This is a genomic window from Streptomyces minutiscleroticus (assembly GCF_014650875.1).
Classification (GTDB): Bacteria; Actinomycetota; Actinomycetes; order Streptomycetales; family Streptomycetaceae; genus Streptomyces; species Streptomyces minutiscleroticus.
In genome coordinates, this window is the sequence record NZ_BMVU01000017.1 from 1 (window position 1) to 16,863 (window position 16,863).

Annotated in this window: 9 protein-coding genes and 1 pseudogene; 3 read left to right on the plus strand and 7 right to left on the minus strand. The window is 72.4% G+C overall.

The annotated features are described in order from the left end of the window. Positions 1–221: 221 nt before the first annotated feature. The 3 genes and pseudogenes from IE271_RS18230 to IE271_RS18240 form a co-directional block, all read right to left on the minus strand. A pseudogene (locus tag IE271_RS18230) lies at positions 222–1,965 on the minus strand (sensor histidine kinase). A gap of 155 nt (positions 1,966–2,120) precedes the next feature. Continuing rightward, the gene (gap, locus tag IE271_RS18235) at positions 2,121–3,149 is read right to left on the minus strand and encodes a type I glyceraldehyde-3-phosphate dehydrogenase (RefSeq protein ID WP_190191410.1); all 1,029 of its coding nucleotides are present in this window, start codon (positions 3,147–3,149) and stop codon (positions 2,121–2,123) included. Between the two features lie 269 nt (positions 3,150–3,418). Then, complete coding sequence (locus tag IE271_RS18240; protein ID WP_190191411.1) at positions 3,419–5,803, minus strand: phosphoketolase family protein; 2,385 nt, start codon at positions 5,801–5,803, stop codon at positions 3,419–3,421. 198 nt (positions 5,804–6,001) lie between these two features. On the opposite strand from IE271_RS18240, the gene ppdK reads away from it, so the two are divergent. The 3 genes from ppdK to adhE all read left to right on the plus strand — a co-directional run bounded on the left by ppdK (position 6,002) and on the right by adhE (position 12,090). Beyond that, entirely contained in the window at positions 6,002–8,698 is a 2,697-nt protein-coding gene (gene ppdK / locus IE271_RS18245) for a pyruvate, phosphate dikinase (RefSeq protein WP_190191412.1), read from the plus strand. A 102-nt stretch (positions 8,699–8,800) separates the two neighbouring features. Further along, on the plus strand, positions 8,801–9,184 hold the full coding sequence (locus IE271_RS18250; RefSeq protein WP_190191413.1) for a hypothetical protein: 384 nt from the start codon (positions 8,801–8,803) through the stop codon (positions 9,182–9,184). Positions 9,185–9,450: 266 nt separating this feature from the next. Further along, entirely contained in the window at positions 9,451–12,090 is a 2,640-nt protein-coding gene (gene adhE, locus IE271_RS18255; protein WP_190191414.1) for a bifunctional acetaldehyde-CoA/alcohol dehydrogenase, read from the plus strand. Positions 12,091–12,487: 397 nt separating this feature from the next. Here adhE and IE271_RS18260 read toward each other — a convergent pair whose 3' ends face one another. The 4 genes from IE271_RS18260 to IE271_RS18275 form a co-directional block, all read right to left on the minus strand. After that, positions 12,488–13,036, minus strand: a complete 549-nt coding sequence (locus IE271_RS18260; RefSeq protein WP_190191415.1) for a universal stress protein — start codon at positions 13,034–13,036, stop codon at positions 12,488–12,490. A 169-nt stretch (positions 13,037–13,205) separates the two neighbouring features. After that, positions 13,206–13,823: a DoxX family membrane protein gene (locus tag IE271_RS18265; protein WP_190191416.1), complete on the minus strand. Its 618-nt coding sequence runs from the start codon at positions 13,821–13,823 to the stop codon at positions 13,206–13,208. A gap of 1,006 nt (positions 13,824–14,829) precedes the next feature. Further along, on the minus strand, positions 14,830–15,852 hold the full coding sequence (locus IE271_RS18270; protein ID WP_190191417.1) for a zinc-dependent alcohol dehydrogenase: 1,023 nt from the start codon (positions 15,850–15,852) through the stop codon (positions 14,830–14,832). Positions 15,853–15,878: 26 nt separating this feature from the next. Beyond that, complete coding sequence (locus IE271_RS18275) at positions 15,879–16,784, minus strand: universal stress protein (RefSeq protein ID WP_190191418.1); 906 nt, start codon at positions 16,782–16,784, stop codon at positions 15,879–15,881. Positions 16,785–16,863: the final 79 nt, after the last annotated feature.

Consider the following 16,863-nt stretch of genomic DNA (forward strand, 5'->3'; position numbering starts at 1 on the left):
GGGACCATGGTCCCGGCGCGCTTCGCGCACATCTCCTCCAACCGCCCGGCTCGCCGGCTGCCGCCGCCTGCACCGCCGCTACGAGCGCAAGGCGGAGCACTTCCTGGCCTTCACCAGCATCGCCTGCACCCTCATCTGCCACCGCCGCCTCGCCAAATGAGATGACCTCTTAGCCGGTCCAGTCCGGGCCTGATTCCCCGTCCTTCAAGGTGGTAAGCACGTCAGTCCTGCGGCGGATCCTGCGTCTTTCCCAACAGTGCGTGCCACATCAGCATGGTCCCTCCGCCGTCCGGAGTGGTGATCTCCAGGTCGCCGCCCAGCTGCCGGGCCCGTTCGGCCATGTTGCGCAAGCCGCTGCGCCGGCCGCCGGGCGGGATGCCGACGCCGTTGTCGGAGACGGTCAGGCGCACTTCGCGCCCGTCCGTCTCCAGCACCACCTCGACGCGGTCGGCGTGCGCGTGCCGGGCGACGTTCGTCAGGGCCTCGGACAGGACGGCCAGGATGTGGTCGGCCGTCTTCCTGGGCACGTTCGTGTCGAGCAGGCCTTCCATGCGCACGCTGGGGGGAAAGCCCAGCACGGACGCGGCCTCGCCGGCGGCCCGTACGGCGCCGGCGCGCAGTCCGGGTGCGACGTCGTCGTCCCGCGTCCGCAGGGCGAAGATCGTCGACCTGATGATTTTGATGGTCTCGTCCAGGTCGCCCACGGCCCGCAGCACCCGTTCGGAGGCCTCCGCGTGGTCGATGAACCGGCCGGCGCTCTGCAGGGTCATGCCGGTGGCGAACAGCCGCTGGATCGCCAGATCGTGCAGGTCGCGTGCGATACGGTCGCGGTCCTCCAGAACAGCGATCTGTGCCGCGTCCCTGCGGCGTTCGGCCAGTTCCATGGCGATTGCGGCCTGCGCCGCGAAGCCCTGCAGCGGTTCCATCTCCTTCTCGGAGAACTCGGCTCCGCTCGCCTCCCGTGCCAGCAGGACGACACCGCGTACGCCGTCCGCCGTTCCCACGGGGACCGCCACGGCCGGGCCCAGGCCGGTGAAGCGCGGCGGGCCGGCCGAGATCCGGTCGTCCTGCGAGACCGTCCGGGGTGATCACCGGTGCGGCCTGGGCGAAGGCCCGGCCGATGAGGCTGTTCTCCTTGGGCAGTACCAGCCCGCGGTGTGCCTCGGCCTGCCGGCCCATGGCCAGTTCCACCGTGAGCGTGTCGGTGTTCTGCATCGGCACCGCGACCACAGCGAGGGCGGCACCGGTGATCTCCCGTGCCCGCTCGGCGATCAGCCGCAGCACCTCCGCCTGCCCGCTGCCCGACATCAGACGGTGCGTGATCTCGCCGTTCGCCCTGAGCCAGCGCTCACGCAGCCGGGACTCCTCGTACAGCCGGGCGTTGTCGATCGCCACGCCGGCCGCCACCGCCAGCGTCGACAGCACGGACTCGTCGTCCTTGTCGAACTGTCCCCCGCCGCGCTTCTCGGTCAGGTACAGGTTGCCGAAGACCTGGTTGCGCACTCGGATGGGCACGCCCAGGAAGGTGTTCATGGGCGGGTGGTGGGGCGGGAAACCGTAGGAAGCCGGATGCTCGGACAGCTTCGGCAGCCTGAGCGGTTCGGGGTGGCGGATCAGCTCGCCCAGGATGCCGTGTCCCTCGGGGAAGTTCCCGATGCGGGTGATCTGCTCCTCGCTGACGCCTACGGTGTGGAAGGCCGACAGCCGCTTGCCGTCCGGGCCGATCACGCCGAGCGCGGCGTACTCCGCCTCGACCAGTACCGCCGCGGCTTCCACGATGCTGTACAGCGCCTGCTCAAGGTCGAGTTCCCGGCCGACGGACAGCACCGCCTCCAGCAGGCTGTGCACCCGGTTCTGGGTGCCCCGGGCCGCGTCCAGGCGGGCCTGAAGTTCCTCGAGCAGTTCGTCCAGCCGGAGCTGGGGCAGCCGTATGCGAGCTTCCCGCGCTTCCTCGGAGCCTGCCAACGTGACCCTTCACCGTCCCGCGTAGTACCGACAGCTGTTCGACCCGGCTGCCACGGTAGCCGGTGGAGGAGGAACTCCACCACGGGATCACATCGGCCACGAAAGAGCGGGCCGTCCGGCCGGCGGGCGGGTCGGGAAGCGGGCGGTGGCGCTGGTCAGCGGCGCGGGAGCCGGGCGGCGACGTACTCGGTGAGGTCCAGCAGACGGTTGGTGTAGCCCCACTCGTTGTCGTACCAGCCGAAGACCTTCACCAGCTCGCCGCGCACTTGGGTCAAAGGGGCGTCCAGGACGCAGGAGGCGGGGTCGCCGACCACGTCGCGGGAGACGATCGGGGCGTCGGACACCCGCAGGATACCCTTCAGGGGCCCGTCGGCGGCCTCGCGGAAGGCGGCGTCGACCTCGTCCCCGGTGACGGGCCGCTGAAGGATCACGCTCAGATCGGTCAGGGAGCCGTCCTCGACGGGCACGCGCACGGCGATGCCGTCCAGCGTCCCGGCCAGCTCCGGCAGCACGAGCCCGACGGCCCGCGCGGCGCCGGTGCTGGTGGGAATAATGTTGACGGCGGCGCTGCGGCCGCGGCGCAGGTCCTTGTGCGGGCCGTCCAGGACGACCTGGTCGTTGGTGTAGCCGTGGATCGCGGTCATCAGGCCCTTCACGATGCCGAAGCGCTCGGCCAGCACCTTCGCCATGGGGGCGACGCAGTTGGTGGTGCACGAGGCGTTGGAGACCACGTGATGCCGGTCGGCGTCGTAGGTTCCTTCGTTGACGCCCATGACCACGGTCGCGTCGACGTCCTTGCCGGGTACCGACAGCAGCACCTTGCGGGCTCCCGCCGTCAGGTGCCGGCCGGCCTGCTCACGGGTGCGGAAGCGGCCCGTGGACTCGATGACGATGTCCACGCCGAGGTCGCCCCAGGCCAGGGCGGCCGGGTCCCGCTCCGCGGTCACGGCGACGCGGTGGCCGTCCACGGTCAGCGAGGTGTCGTCGTGCTCCACGGCCCGGCCGAGCCGTCCGTAGGTCGAGTCGTAGGCCAGCAGGTGGGCCAGTGCCTGCGGGGAGGTGATGTCGTTGACCGCCACCACCTCCACCGGCGTACCGGCCCCGCTGTGCGCGCGTTCCAGCACACAGCGCAGGTAGTTGCGTCCGATGCGGCCGAAACCGTTGATGCCCACGCGTACGCTCATGTCGGTCGTCCTTTCGACGGGTCCGTGGTGCCCGGTGAGGTCCGGGCGCGATGTCAGCCTTCCGCCGGTGCCCGGGGACGGGCTTGGGCCGGAGAGGGACCGGATGCGGGACGTTCGGCCCTGCGCGGCGGGCCGGACGGACGGCTCCGGGTCCGCACGCGGGCCCCGGCCGGCGGTCGGCGGCCGGGGCGTCGGTGTGGATGCGGCCCGGCAGGCGAGAAAGGGGGCGGGACCGGTCGGCCGGGCCCGGTTGCTCGCGCCGGGCGGGTTCAGCCGTCCCAGGTCCAGTCGGCGACCTCGGGCAGGTCGGTGCCGTGTTCGCGGATCCACATGTCGTGGCGCTGCCGGGCGTCCTGCATCCGCTGCCGCAGGGCCGCGGCACGCACGGCGAGGCCGGGCACGCGGTCGATGACGTCCATGACCAGCCGGTAGCGGTCCATGTCGTTGCGGACCACCATGTCGAACGGTGTCGTGGTGGTGCCGATCTCCTTGTAGCCGCGCACGTGCAGGTTCCTGTGGCCGGTGCGGCGGTAGGCCAGGCGGTGGACCAGCCACGGGTAACCGTGGTAGGCGAAGACCACTGGCTTGTCCGGCGGGAAGAGCCCGTCGTACTCGAAGTCGGTCATGCCGTGCGGGTGCTCCTCCTGCGGCATGAGCCGGGCGACGTCGACGACGTTGACGACCCGTACCGCCAGTTCCGGCAGGTGGCGGCGCAGCAGCTGGGCGGCGGCCAGGATCTCCTGGGTGGGTACGTCGCCCGCGCAGGCGAGTACCACGTCGGGTGCGCGTGAGCCGTCCTCGGTCCCCGCCCAGTCCCAGATGCCGGCGCCCCGGGCGCAGTGCGCCTTGGCCTCCTCCATGGACAGCCAGTCGAAGCAGGACTGCTTGCCCGCGACGATCACATTGACGTAGTCGCGGCTGCGCAGGGCGTGGTCGGCCACGGACAGCAGGGTGTTGGCGTCCGGCGGAAAGTAGACGCGGACGGCCTCGGGGCTCTTGTTGAGGACGTGGTCGACGAAGCCGGGGTCCTGGTGGGAGAAGCCGTTGTGGTCCTGGCGCCACACGTGCGAGGTCAGCAGATAGTTCAGCGAGGCGATCGGCGCCCGCCAGGGCAGGCGGCGGGTGACGCGCAGCCACTTGATGTGCTGGTTGACCATCGAGTCGACGATGTGGACGAATGCCTCGTAGCAGGAGAACAGCCCGTGCCGTCCGGTGAGGAGGTAGCCCTCCAGCCAGCCCTGGCAGGTGTGCTCGGACAGGATCTCCATCACCCGGCCGTGGTGGTCGAGGTGTTCGTCGACCGGCAGTGTCTGTGCCTGCCATGCCTTGCCGCTGGCGGTGTAGACGGCCTGGAGGCGGTTGGAGGCGGTCTCGTCGGGGCCGACCAGGCGGAAGTCGCGCCGGTCGGCGGTGGCCTCCATGACGTTCTCCAGCAGGTCGCCGAGGACCCGGGTGGGCTCGTGCATGCTCGCCCCGGGCTTGTCCACCGGGACCGCGTAGCGCTCCAGCGCGGGAAGCGGCAGTTCGCGCAGGAGCAGTCCGCCGTTGGCGTGCGGGGTCGCGCCCAGGCGACGGGGGCCTTCCGGGACGCAGGCCAGTACCTGTTCGCGGGGGTGGCCGTCCTTGTCGAAGAACTCCTCGGGCCGGTAGGAGCGCAGCCACGCCTCCAACTGGCGCAGGTGGTCGGGGTTGTCGCGCACGCCGGACAGCGGAACCTGGTGCGCGCGCCACGTCCCCTCCACGGGCAGGCCGTCGACCTCGGCGGGACCGGTCCAGCCCTTCGGGGTGCGCAGCACGATGACCGGCCACAGCGCACGTTCGGTGCCGCCCTCCTCGCGGGCGGTGCGCTGGATGAGCGCAATGCGGTCCAGAGCCTGGTCCATCGCGGCCGCCATCGCTCTGTGCACCGTCATCGGATCGTTCCCCGTGACGTGGACCGGCTCGTGACCGTAGCCGCGCAGGAGGGCGTCCAGCTCCTCGCGCGGGAGCCGGGACAGCACGGCCGGGTTGGCGATCTTGTAGCCGTTGAGGTGCAGGACCGGCAGGACCGCGCCGTCGTGGACGGGGTCGAGGAACTTGTTGGAGTGCCAGGACGCGGCCAGCGGGCCCGTCTCCGCCTCGCCGTCGCCGATCACGCAGGCGACGACCAGGTCGGGGTTGTCCAGGGCGGCGCCGTAGGCGTGGGAGAGGGAGTAGCCCAGTTCACCGCCCTCGTGGATCGAGCCGGGGGTCTCGGGCGCCACGTGGCTGGGCACACCGCCGGGGAAGGAGAACTGCTTGAAGAGGCGGGCCATGCCGGCCGCGTCCCGCGTGATGTCCGGGTAGGTCTCGGTGTAGGACCCCTCCAGCCAGGAATTGGCCAGGACGGCGGGCCCGCCGTGGCCGGGACCCCAGATGCACAGTGCCTGGAGGTCACGGGCCTTGACGGCACGGTTGAGGTGGGTGTGGACCAGGTTCAGGCCCGGAGAGGTGCCCCAGTGGCCGAGCAGCCGCGGCTTGACGTGCTCCGGACGCAGGGACTCGGTGAGCAGGGGGTTCGCCATGAGGTAGATCTGGCCGACGGCGAGGTAGTTCGCCGCCCGCCAGTGGGCGTCCAGACAGGCCAGCTCCTCCTCCGTCGGTGCGTTGGATACCTGCTGCTTGTCCGAGGACATAGGGGTTTCCTCCGTATCGGAACAGCGGTTGGGCAAGTGCGCCGGTGGTGTCGTCTCCACCCTCCGCCGATCCGCCGGGCGACCGACAGGGCCCATCGACCCCGACGCCCGGGTCCGCCGGCACCTGTCGGCGGGCGCACGCCCGGACCCACCCTGGCACCGGAACGCGTCAGCCCCCGGCCCGAGGAGCGCAGCGTCATGGCCCGTTACGTGTACGACTTCACGCAAGGCGGCCGGGACCTGGCCGACCTGCTCGGCGGCAAGGGAGCGAACCTGGCCGAGATGACCCGGCTCGGCCTGCCGGTCCCGCCGGGGTTCACCCTCACCACCGAAGCCTGCCGGGCCTTCCTCACCACCGGCGAAGAGCCCGCGGGCATGGCGCGGGAGGTCTTCGACCACCTGGCGGCCGTCGAGACCGCCGCGGGCCGCCGGCTGGGGCAGCCCGACGACCCCCTGCTGCTGTCCGTGCGCTCCGGAGCCCGCTTCTCCATGCCCGGCATGATGGAGACCGTCCTCGACATCGGCCTGAACGACGCCTCCGTCCTCGGCCTGGCCAAGGCCTCCGGCAGCGAACGCTTCGCCTGGGACTCCTACCGGCGCCTGCTGCAGATGTTCGGCAGCACCGTCATGGGCGTCGACCCCGCCCTGTTCGAACGGGCTCTCACCCTGCTCAAGGACCTGCGCGGCGTCCCGGACGACGTCCACCTGGGCACCGCCGACCTGACCGAACTCGTGGCGGTCTACAAGAACCTCATCCGGGACGAGACCGGGGAGGACTTCCCCCAGTCCCCCGCCGAGCAGCTGCGCCGGGCGATCCTCGCCGTCTTCGCGTCCTGGAACGGCGAGCGCGCCCGCCTGTACCGGCGCCGCGAGCACATCCCCGACGACCTCGGCACCGCCGTCAACGTGCAGCGCATGGTCTACGGCAACCTGGGTCCCGACTCCGGCAGCGGCGTGGCCTTCACCCGGGACCCCGCCACCGGGCGCCCGGACCCGTACGGCGACTACCTGCCCGACGCCCAGGGCGAGGACGTCGTCGCCGGCATCCGCAACACCGTCCCCCTGTCCGAGCTGCAACGGCTGGATCCCGTCTCCTACGACCGGCTGCGCGACCACCTGCGGACCCTGGAACGGCACTACCGGGACCTGTGCGACATCGAGTTCACCATCGAGCGCGGCACGCTGTGGATGCTGCAGACCCGCATCGGCAAGCGCACCGCCGAGGCCGCCTTCGTCATCGCCGCAAAGCTGGCCGACGAAGGTCTCATCACCCCTGACGAGGCCCTGGCCCGGGTGAGCGGGGACGAGCTGGCCCGGCTGATGTTCCCGCGCTTCGACACCTCCGCCGCCGGCGAGCCGCTCACGCGCGGCCTGCCCGCCTCCCCCGGCGCCGCGGCCGGTACCGCGGTCTTCGACTCCGCCGAGGCCGTACGACGCGCCGCGGCCGGTGAGAAGGTCGTCCTCGTCCGCCAGGAGACCACCCCCGACGACCTGCCCGGCATGATCGCCGCCCAGGCCGTGCTCACCGGCCGCGGCGGGAAGACGAGCCACGCGGCCGTGGTGGCCCGCGGGATGGGCAAGGTCTGCGTGTGCGGTGCCGAGGAACTCTCCGTGGACACCCGCGGACGGCGCTTCACCGCACCCGACGGCACCGTGGTCGACGAGGGCACGGTCATCTCCGTGGACGGCTCCACCGGGGCGGTGTACCCGGGATCGGTGCCCCTGGTGGACTCGGCGGTCATGCGCTTCCTGCAGACCGGCGACGGCGACGGAACGGCGTCCGAGCCGGTCGGCGCGGTGGCCCGCGCACTGACGCGGGCCGACGCCGTCCGGCGGCTCGACGTACGGGCCAACGCCGACACCCCCGAGGACGCCGCCCGCGCCCGCCGATTCGGCGCCCAGGGCATCGGCCTGTGCCGCACCGAGCACATGTTCCTCGGAGAGCGCCGCAAGCTGATCGAGAAGATGATCCTGGCCCGCTCGGACACCGAGCGCGACCAGGCCCTGGCCGCGCTCCTGCCGCTGCAACGGCAGGACTTCGCCGGCATCCTGGAGGCGATGGACGGCCTGCCGGTCACCATCCGCCTGCTGGACCCGCCGCTGCACGAGTTCCTGCCCGACCGCACCGACCTCGCCGTCCGCGTCGCCGCCGCCGAAGCCCGCGGCGGCGTACCCGATCCGCACGACGTCGAACTGCTGGCCGCGGTGAACCGGACGCACGAGGAGAACCCGATGCTCGGCCTGCGCGGCGTGCGCCTGGGCCTGGTGGTTCCCGGCCTGGTCGCCATGCAGGTACGGGCCATCGGCGAGGCCGTCGCGGAGCGCACCCGGGCCGGCGGCACTCCCCGCGCGGAGATCATGGTCCCGCTCGTCGGGGACGTGAGCGAACTGCGGATCGTGCGCGAGGACGTGAAGCGGGTGCTGGCCGAGGTCTCCGCCTCCTGCGGCGTCCCCGTCACCTGCCCAGTCGGCACCATGATCGAGCTGCCGCGGGCCGCCCTCACCGCGGGCCGGATCGCCCAGGAGGCGGAGTTCTTCTCCCTGGGCACCAACGACCTCACCCAGACCACCTGGGGCTTCTCCCGCGACGACGTCGAGGCCTCGTTCTTCTCCGCCTACCTCGACCAGGGCGTCTTCACCGCCTCCCCGTTCGAGACGATCGACCGCGACGGCGTGGGCCGCCTGGTCCGCATCGCCGTCGAGGAGGGCCGCACCACCCGGCCGGACCTGACCGTCGGCGTGTGCGGCGAACACGGCGGCGACCCCGGCTCCGTCCACTTCTTCCACGCCGCCGGCCTGGACTACGTCTCCTGCTCGCCGTACCGGCTCCCGGTCGCCCGCCTGGAGGCCGGACGGGCCGCACTGGGGGAAACCGATGTCAGCGACAGCAGGTGACCGAAACCCACGCCCCTCCGCCCGGGGCCGACCGGCCCTGGCACAAGCGGCTCGGCGAGCAGCAGCCCCGAACCGGCGCACTGATCACAAGGAGTGAGACGCATGACCGCCAAGGACGTCGAAACCAGCGGCCCCACCGAGGCTGTACAAGTGCGGACCGAGGGTGACGTGGACGAGGAGTCGCTCGCCTACTTCCGGGAGAAGGTCCGCGCCGTGCTCGGCCGCCCCGGACTTCCCCCCGCCAGCGGCGAGGTGCGCCTCACCCGGGCCGCATCCCACCACGTCGTACTTCCCTGGTTCGCCGGCGCCGAGATCCAGGTGGGCGGCGACCTCGTCGTCGTACACGCTCGCGAGGCGAGCGCCCGGGAGGTCGCCGACCGGTTGCAGGACCGGCTGCGCAGCCGCACCGAACGCTGCGCGCACCGCCGGGACACGGACCGCAGGACGGCCACACCGCCCCCGTGGCGCGGCGGCTCCCGGCCGTAGCGGAAACTCCCCCGGCAGCCGTCCAACCGCCGGAGCGGTCAAGCGGCCGGTGACGGGCCGCCTGCCAAAAGCGCCGGCCCCGGCCCGCGACGGGCCACCCGGCCCGGGTGACCGGGACCGGCGGATGCCGAATGGGGACCTTCGGCGCCTGGGGCGGCCCCGCGAACCGCAGCACAGTGGAGATCGCGAGCGGCGTCCACGGCGCCGCTCCCGCCCGTCCGCCGCCGCCCGTCCGCGGCGGCTCCCCACCACGGAGGCGCATCCCCATGACCCGACACGACGCAACCGCGGACCCGGCTGTCACCGGCGCGCCGTCCGACACCGCCATCGCCGTGGACCGCCTGGTGACCTCCGCCCTGAAGGCGCTCGACGACTATGAGGCGCTCACCCAGGAACAGGTCGACCACATCGTGAAGAAGGCCTCCGTCGCCGCCCTGGACCAGCACACGGCGCTGGCACGGCTCGCGGTGGAGGAGACCGGACGCGGCCTGTTCGAGGACAAGGCCGCCAAGAACATGTTCGCCTGCGAGCACGTCACGCACAGCATGGGTCCGATGAAGACCGTCGGCGTCATCGCCCGCGACGACACCGAGGACATGGTCGAGATCGCGGAACCGGTGGGCGTGGTGTGCGCGGTCACCCCCGTCACCAACCCGACCTCCACCACCATCTTCAAGGCACTGATGGCACTGAAGACCCGCAACCCGGTCGTGTTCGCCTTCCACCCCTCCGCCCAGCGGTGCAGCGCCGAGGCGGCCCGCACCGTACGCGACGCGGCCGTCGCCGCCGGGGCGCCCGAGTACTGCGTGCAGTGGATCGAGACGCCGTCGGTGGAGGCGACCGGCATGCTGATGCGGCACCCGGGCGTCTCACTGATCCTCGCCACCGGCGGCAACGCCATGGTCAAGGCCGCCTACTCGGCCGGCAAGCCCGCCCTCGGCGTCGGCGCCGGCAACGTCCCCGCCTACGTCCACAAGAGCGCCGGGCTGCGGCGCGCCGTCAACGACCTGGTGCTGTCCAAGTCCTTCGACAACGGCATGATCTGCGCCTCCGAACAGGCCGTCATCCTGGACACCGAGATCTACGACGCGGCCCTGGCCGAGTTCGGCACCCTCCACGCCCACTTGGCCACCGCCGAGGAGAAGGCGAAGCTGGAGGCGTTCCTCTTTCCCGCCTCCGGCGGCTCGGGCGCGGGCTGCGAACCCAAGGTCAACGCGGCCGCCGTCGGGCAGAGCCCGGCCTGGATCGCCGAGCACGCCGGATTCACCGTGCCCGACGACACCTCCCTGATCCTGGTGCAGGCCGAACGGGTCGGTCCCGACGAGCCGCTGACCCGCGAGAAGCTCTGCCCCGTCCTGGCCGTGCTGCGCGCGAAGGACGAACAGCAGGGCTTCGACCTGGCCGCCGACATGGTCGCCTTCCACGGCCAGGGCCACAGCGCCGTCGTCCACACCGAGGATGCGGACCTCGCCGAGGCCTACGGCCGGCGCATGAAGACCGTACGGGTCATCGTCAACGCCCCCTCCTCCCAGGGCGCCATCGGCGGCATCTACAACAGCCTGCTGCCCTCGCTGACCCTGGGCTGCGGTTCCTGGGGCAGCACGTCGGTGTCCGACAACGTCTCCGCCGCCCAGCTGCTGAACGTCAAGCGGGTCTCCACCCGCCGCAACAACCTGCAGTGGTTCAAGGTCCCGCCGAAGATCTACTTCGAACCGCAGGCCATCCGCTACCTGACCTCGATGCCGGACGTGCACCGCGTCACCGTGGTCACCGACGCGACCATGACCCGCCTCGGCTTCGTCGACCGGATCACACGCGTGCTCCAGCGCCGACGCGAGCCGGTGACCATGCAGATCATCGACAACGTCCGGCCCGAGCCGAGCATCGACTCCGTGCAGCGCGGCGCCGACCTGATGCGGGACTTCCGCCCGGACACGATCATCGCGCTGGGCGGCGGCTCACCCATGGACGCGGCCAAGGTGATGTGGCTGCTGTACGAGCAGCCCGGCATCGACTTCGCCGACATGCGGCAGAAGTTCTCCGACATCCGCAAGCGCGCCTTCCGCTTCCCCGTCCTGGGCAGGCTGGCCCGCCTGGTGTGCGTGCCCACCACCTCCGGCACCGGCGCCGAGGTCACCCCCTTCGCCGTCATCTCCGACCCGGCCACCGGCAAGAAGTACCCCCTGGCCGACTACGCCCTCACCCCCAGCGTGGCCATCGTCGACCCGCTGCTGACCACCGCGCTGCCCCCGGCGCTCGCCGCCGACAGCGGCTTCGACGCCCTCACCCACGCCATCGAGGCGTACGTGTCCGTCTACGCCAACGACTTCACCGACGGCCTCGCCCTGCACGCCGTCCGGCTGGTCTTCGACCACATCGAAGCGGCCGTGAACGACCGCGCGGGCTCACCGCAGGCGCGGGAGAAGATGCACAACGCCGGCACCATCGCGGGCATGGCCTTCGGCAACGCCTTCCTCGGCATCGTCCACGCCATGTCCCACACCCTGGGCGCCACCTTCCACGTCGCCCACGGCCGCACCAACGCCGTCCTGCTCCCCCACGTCATCCGCTACAACGGCACCGTCCCGGGCAAGCTCACCGGCTGGCCCAAGTACGAGAGCTACCGCGCCCCCGAACGCTTCCAAGACATCGCCCGCACCCTCAACCTGCCCGCCGCCACCCCGGCCGAGGGCGTGGAGTCGCTGGCCCGTGCCGTGGAGCGCCTGCGCGACGCCGTGGGCATCGAGCCGACGTTCGCAGCGCTGGGCGTCGACGAGCGAGCCTTCCTCGACGCCCTGCCCCAGCAGGCGCTCAACGCCTACGAGGACCAGTGCGCGCCCGCCAACCCGCGGATGCCGATGCTCGACGACATGCAGGAGCTGATGCGCGCGGCCTACTACGGCTGAGCGCGGACGGCACCGGCGGACGCGAAAGAGCCGGCCGGGGGCCGGGGCCCGATGCCCCGGCCCCCGGCCGGCTCTTGTACACCGCGGCAGGACCGGGGCACGGCTCCCGTCCCGCACGTGGCAGCCGGGCCCCACCACCATGGGCCGGGATGCGCGGAAGGGGCCCGACGCGAAGGCCGTACCGGCCATGTGTGCCGCAGGTCCGCGTGAGCCGTCCGAAGCGTCCAGATGGTTCCGCCGGCTGCGGGCGGCCGGCACGGTGGTCGGGGGGAGCGGGCGGCGGGCGGATCGCCGATCGCACGGACCTGGACAAGAAGAGGAACCGCCGATCAGGACGTGGCAGCACGGCGTACGCAGGGAACGGGAGCCGCCCCGGGTCGCTCGCGGGCCCGGCGCTTCAGCGGGCGAGGTCCACCCCGTACAGGGTGCGCCCGCCGAGGAGCTCCCGGCCGGTGACCAACTCCGGCTCGATCCGCACGAAGACCTCGTCGGGCCGGGCCGCCCAGGAACGCGGGCCGGTCCGGACGAGACGCTCGAGGACGACCGGCCGCTCGGCCCGGGCCACCGCCGCCGTGGCCACGGAGCCGAGCAGGGCTCCGGTGGTCCTGCCGAGGCCGCGGGAGCCGAGTACCAGCAGGTCGGTCTCCCGCGCAAGGACCGGCAGCGCCGTGGCAGGCTGCCCGGGAACCTGCTCGGCGATGATCCGCAGGCCGGGACGACGGTACGCAAGGGACGCCCGTACCTCGCTCAGCATGCGCGCGGACAGGTCCGGGTGGGGCAGGGGCACGGCCTCTCCCGCGAACGGCACGTAGGCGTGCGGCGGCTGGTCCCCGGCGTGGACCACGCGCAGAACGGCCGACCGGAGCTCAGCCTCACGGGCGGCCCAGCCGGCTGCGGCGAGGCTCTCGGCCGAGCCGTCCACACCGACGGCGATGGTGGAACGCATGAGCAGGTCTCCTCAGGGATGTGGGGCCGCTCGGTCCTTCAGCGGGCCGGGGCGGCGGGGGTCGCGGGGCCTTGTGCGCTGTACGGCCGGCCCTTGTGCCGCTGGACGGCGAAACGACCGGGGCACCTCCGCTGCTCGGCGGAGGTGCCCCGGTCCGTCGGGCACGGGGTCACAGGAGCCAGTGGTTGCGGCTGACGAACGGCAGGCGGACCCAGAGCCGGCCCAGTCCCCACGTGGCTCCGGCGCCCGCAGCCGCGAGGGCGATGAGGACGGCGGCGTAGACCAGGTGGTAGTCGGCGAACGGGTTGGTCGACATGCTGGCCGTGCCGTCGGACAGGTGCCGGGCGGGCGGCCACTCGGCGATCCACATCAGCGCCATCATCACCGTGCCGGCGACGGCGGCCGGACGCAGGGCGATCCCTACGCCCAGTGCCAGGCCGATGCCGAGCAGTCCGAGCATGAACAGCCAGTCGGCCCAGCCCGCGCCGGCCCAGTCGTGGAAGGTGGACTCCATCGGCCCGGCGGCCACGGAACCGAGGAACCCCTCGGTGGGCGAGCCGCCGTCGATCCAGCCCTTGCCGGACGGCGTGGCGTATCCGAGGCCGAGCGCCTTGTCCAGGAAGGCCCACAGGAAGACGAACCCGGTCAGGATGCGCAGTCCGGCGAAGACGTACGCGGAATGCGCCGTTGCCGTGGCAGGCGTCTCCGTGGTCTCCGTGGCCGTCCGGAGGCCGCGCGAGGACCGCAGGTGGAGTCCCGGACGCCGCTGAGGGTGGTGGATTGCCATGACGTTCATCCCTTCCAAGGGGGCGAGCGCTTCCCGGTGTCTCTCGTTGCGGCTTCAATGTCCCGCCCCGGCGGTGGTCTCGGCTTGGGCTGCGGGGCCCTACCTCGGCGGGCCGAACGTCCCGACCCTGCAGGTCTGTCGGCGTTCCCGCGTTCCGAGCGCAGACGCCGACCGGTGGTCAACAGGTGGGCGGGCGCCTCGGTGACGGGGCATCACGTCCGCCCCGGACGGCCCGGGCCGTCGTCGTGGAAGCAGCCCTGCCGTGGGCCGGAGGACCACTTGGACCCTTCGTCCGGCCGGCAGGGTACGAGGTCGAGGTGGCCCGCGGATACGGTGCGGTGCCGCCCTTGAGCGGCCCTCCGGCATCTGCCGTCCCGGATTGCGTTCCGCCCGGTGCTCCGCGGGTGCGGGGCACCGGCAGCCGGACAGTCACCACCGTGCGGCCGGCGTGGGCGACGGGCCCGATGCACGGACCGGACGTCCGCCGCCGCGGGACGACGAGGAGTCGAGTCGTGGCATCGTGCAGTCGCACGATCCGGTCACGGCGTCTGCCCGCCCTCAACGCATGCTGCGGGGCTTCCGCCATGCCGGTCGGTGCTGCCGAGCGTCTTGTGAAGCAAGAGCGGCTTCCAGGACCTTGCAGCACCCACCCACCTTGTACGGGCCCGCCGGCCGTTCGAAGGTCGGCACGGAGGCGTCGCGTCTGCCGCGTATGCGCGCCTGTGGAGGCGCCCGCGGCAGCACGTCGGCCGGCACGGCCCGCCTGGGCCGGTCCCCGGACAGACAGTGCCGGCCGAGGCACTGCGTCCCCGTGCGATCACCACGGCCGCGCCTGCCCGGCGGGCCGGGGCAAGGCAGGGGCCGGCCTGGCGCACACCGCTTTCGCTCACTGCGGGACGTGAGCCTGTGGAAGGCCGCGCAGGGCGGCCTTCCACAGGCGCTCTGTCGATGGCGCGCGGGCTCGGCTCAGGGCCGTCGACGCCCTCGGCCGGGTGTTCCGCCGTTCTCAGCCTCCTGTGCCGAGGTCGAAGACGATGCGGGCCTTGACCTGGCCGCGCAGGACCTCGTCGATGGAGGCGTTGACGGCGGCCAGCGGCCGGGTCTCGTAGATGACCTTCGTCCGGCCCGCGGCGTGGAGCTGGAAGACCTCGGCGAGGTCCTGGCGGGTGCCGACGATCGAACCGATCACCGAGGTGCCGTTCAGGACGGTGCCGAAGATGGGGACCTGGACGGTGCCGTGCGCCGGCAGGGCGACCATGACGAGCTTGCCGCCGCGCCGCAGCCCGGCGTTGACCGCTTCGAACGCGGCCGGGTTCACCGCGAGCGCGAGCGCGGCGTGCGCGCCGCCGTGCTGCCTGAGCACCTCGCCGACGTCGTCCTTGCGAGCGTCGATGAGGATGTCCGCGCCGAGTTCCCGGGCGAGTTCGAGCTTGTCGTCGGTGACGTCGATCGCGGCGACGGTGGCTCCGGCGATCTTGGCGTACTGCACGGCCAGGTGGCCCAGGCCGCCCACGCCGGAGACCGCGACGAGTTGGGCGGGCCGGACGCCGGCGACCTTGAGGGCCTTGTAGGTGGTCACGCCCGCGCAGGTCAGCGGGGCGGCGTCGAAGGGATTGACGCCGTCGGGCACCGGCTGGGCGAAGTCGGCCCAGGCCAGCATCTTCTCGGCGTAGCCGCCGTCGCAGCCGTAGCCGGTGTTGACCTGGCTCTCGCACAGCGTCTCCCAGCCGGTCAGGCAGTGCTCGCACCGTCCGCACGCCTTGCCCAGCCACGGCACGGCGACCCGCTGTCCCACGGCGAGACGGGTGACGCCCTCACCGAGCTCGTCCACCACGCCGACGCCCTCGTGGCCGGGCACGAACGGGGGGTTCGGCCTGACCGGCCAGTCGCCGTGGGCGGCGTGGATGTCGGTGTGGCACAGCCCGGAGGCCTCCACCCGGATGCGGACCTGGCCGGGGCCGGGCTCGAGGTCGGGGCGCTCCTCGATGACCAGGGGCTCGCCGAAGCCTCGTACGACCGCTGCTTTCATGACGTGTCTCCTTGCGGGGCGGTGCGTCAGCCGTGCGCGACGACGGCGACGGGGGCGGTGGCGTGGTGCAGGACCGCGTGGGTGACGGGGCCGAGGTGGACGCCGAACGGGCTGCGGCGGATGCGCCGGCCCACCACGACGAGGGAGGCCTCACGGGACGCGTCCACGATGTGCTGGGCGGGACTGCTGCTGCGGGACACCTCGACGACCTCGACACCCGGGTACTTCTGCCGCCAGGGACCCAGTACCTGGGTCAGCTCGGCGACCCGCTGGCGGGCGATCTCGTTTAGGAGGTCGGCATCGGCGGCCATGCCGTAGACGTAGTACGACGGCAGGTTCCAGCCCTGGACGACGTGCAGGGCCGTGCCGCGGCGGGCGGCCTCCTCGAAGGCGAAGGCGATCACCGTCTCGTCGGGGCGGTCGGTGTCCAGGCCCAGGACGACCGGGCGGAACCCGGTCGCCGCCGACGGGACGCCCGAAGGATCCGCCGCGTGCTCGTCGGCGGCCTGCTCCCCGGCGCGCACCAGGACCACGGGCGTCTCGGTGCGCGCGACCACGGCCTGTCCCACGGACCCGACGAGGAAGCCTCCGATCCCGCTGAGCGCGCGGGAGCCGAGGACCAGCAGGTCGGCGTCCTTCGCGGCGTCGACCAGGGCGTCGGACGGCCGGCCCGCGAGCTGCTCCGTGAGGACGTCGACCACGGGGTGGCGCAGCCGCAGGCCCTCGGCCGCCTCGCGCGGGATGCGCTCCGTCCAGTGTTGGTGGGTCTCGGCACCCAGGAGCGGGGCCTGGGCCATCGGTTCCGGTACGGGTTCCCACACGTGGACGAGCTTCAGCGGCAGGCCGCGCAGTTCGGCCTCGCGGGCCGCCCACTCGGCGGCGGCGCGGCTCTCGGGCGATCCGTCGAGTCCTACGGTGATGGTGCGGGGCATGGTGTCCGCCTCTCCAAAGGGGTGAGTGATGCGCCGTGCGTCTTTTGTTGCGGATGTCGGGCGGGCCGAGGCCGCCGGC

Excerpts from the sequence above, each read along its gene's own strand:
- IE271_RS18270 (WP_190191417.1), bottom strand. The coding sequence starts at position 15,852 with ATGAAAGCAGCGGTCGTACGAGGCTTCGGCGAGCCCCTGGTCATCGAG.
- adhE (WP_190191414.1), top strand. The coding sequence starts at position 9,451 with ATGACCCGACACGACGCAACCGCGGACCCGGCTGTCACCGGCGCGCCG.
- IE271_RS18260 (WP_190191415.1), bottom strand. The coding sequence starts at position 13,036 with ATGCGTTCCACCATCGCCGTCGGTGTGGACGGCTCGGCCGAGAGCCTC.
- ppdK (WP_190191412.1), top strand. The coding sequence starts at position 6,002 with ATGGCCCGTTACGTGTACGACTTCACGCAAGGCGGCCGGGACCTGGCC.
- IE271_RS18265 (WP_190191416.1), bottom strand. The coding sequence starts at position 13,823 with ATGGCAATCCACCACCCTCAGCGGCGTCCGGGACTCCACCTGCGGTCC.
- IE271_RS18250 (WP_190191413.1), top strand. The coding sequence starts at position 8,801 with ATGACCGCCAAGGACGTCGAAACCAGCGGCCCCACCGAGGCTGTACAA.
- IE271_RS18240 (WP_190191411.1), bottom strand. The coding sequence starts at position 5,803 with ATGTCCTCGGACAAGCAGCAGGTATCCAACGCACCGACGGAGGAGGAG.
- IE271_RS18275 (WP_190191418.1), bottom strand. The coding sequence starts at position 16,784 with ATGCCCCGCACCATCACCGTAGGACTCGACGGATCGCCCGAGAGCCGC.
- gap (WP_190191410.1), bottom strand. The coding sequence starts at position 3,149 with ATGAGCGTACGCGTGGGCATCAACGGTTTCGGCCGCATCGGACGCAAC.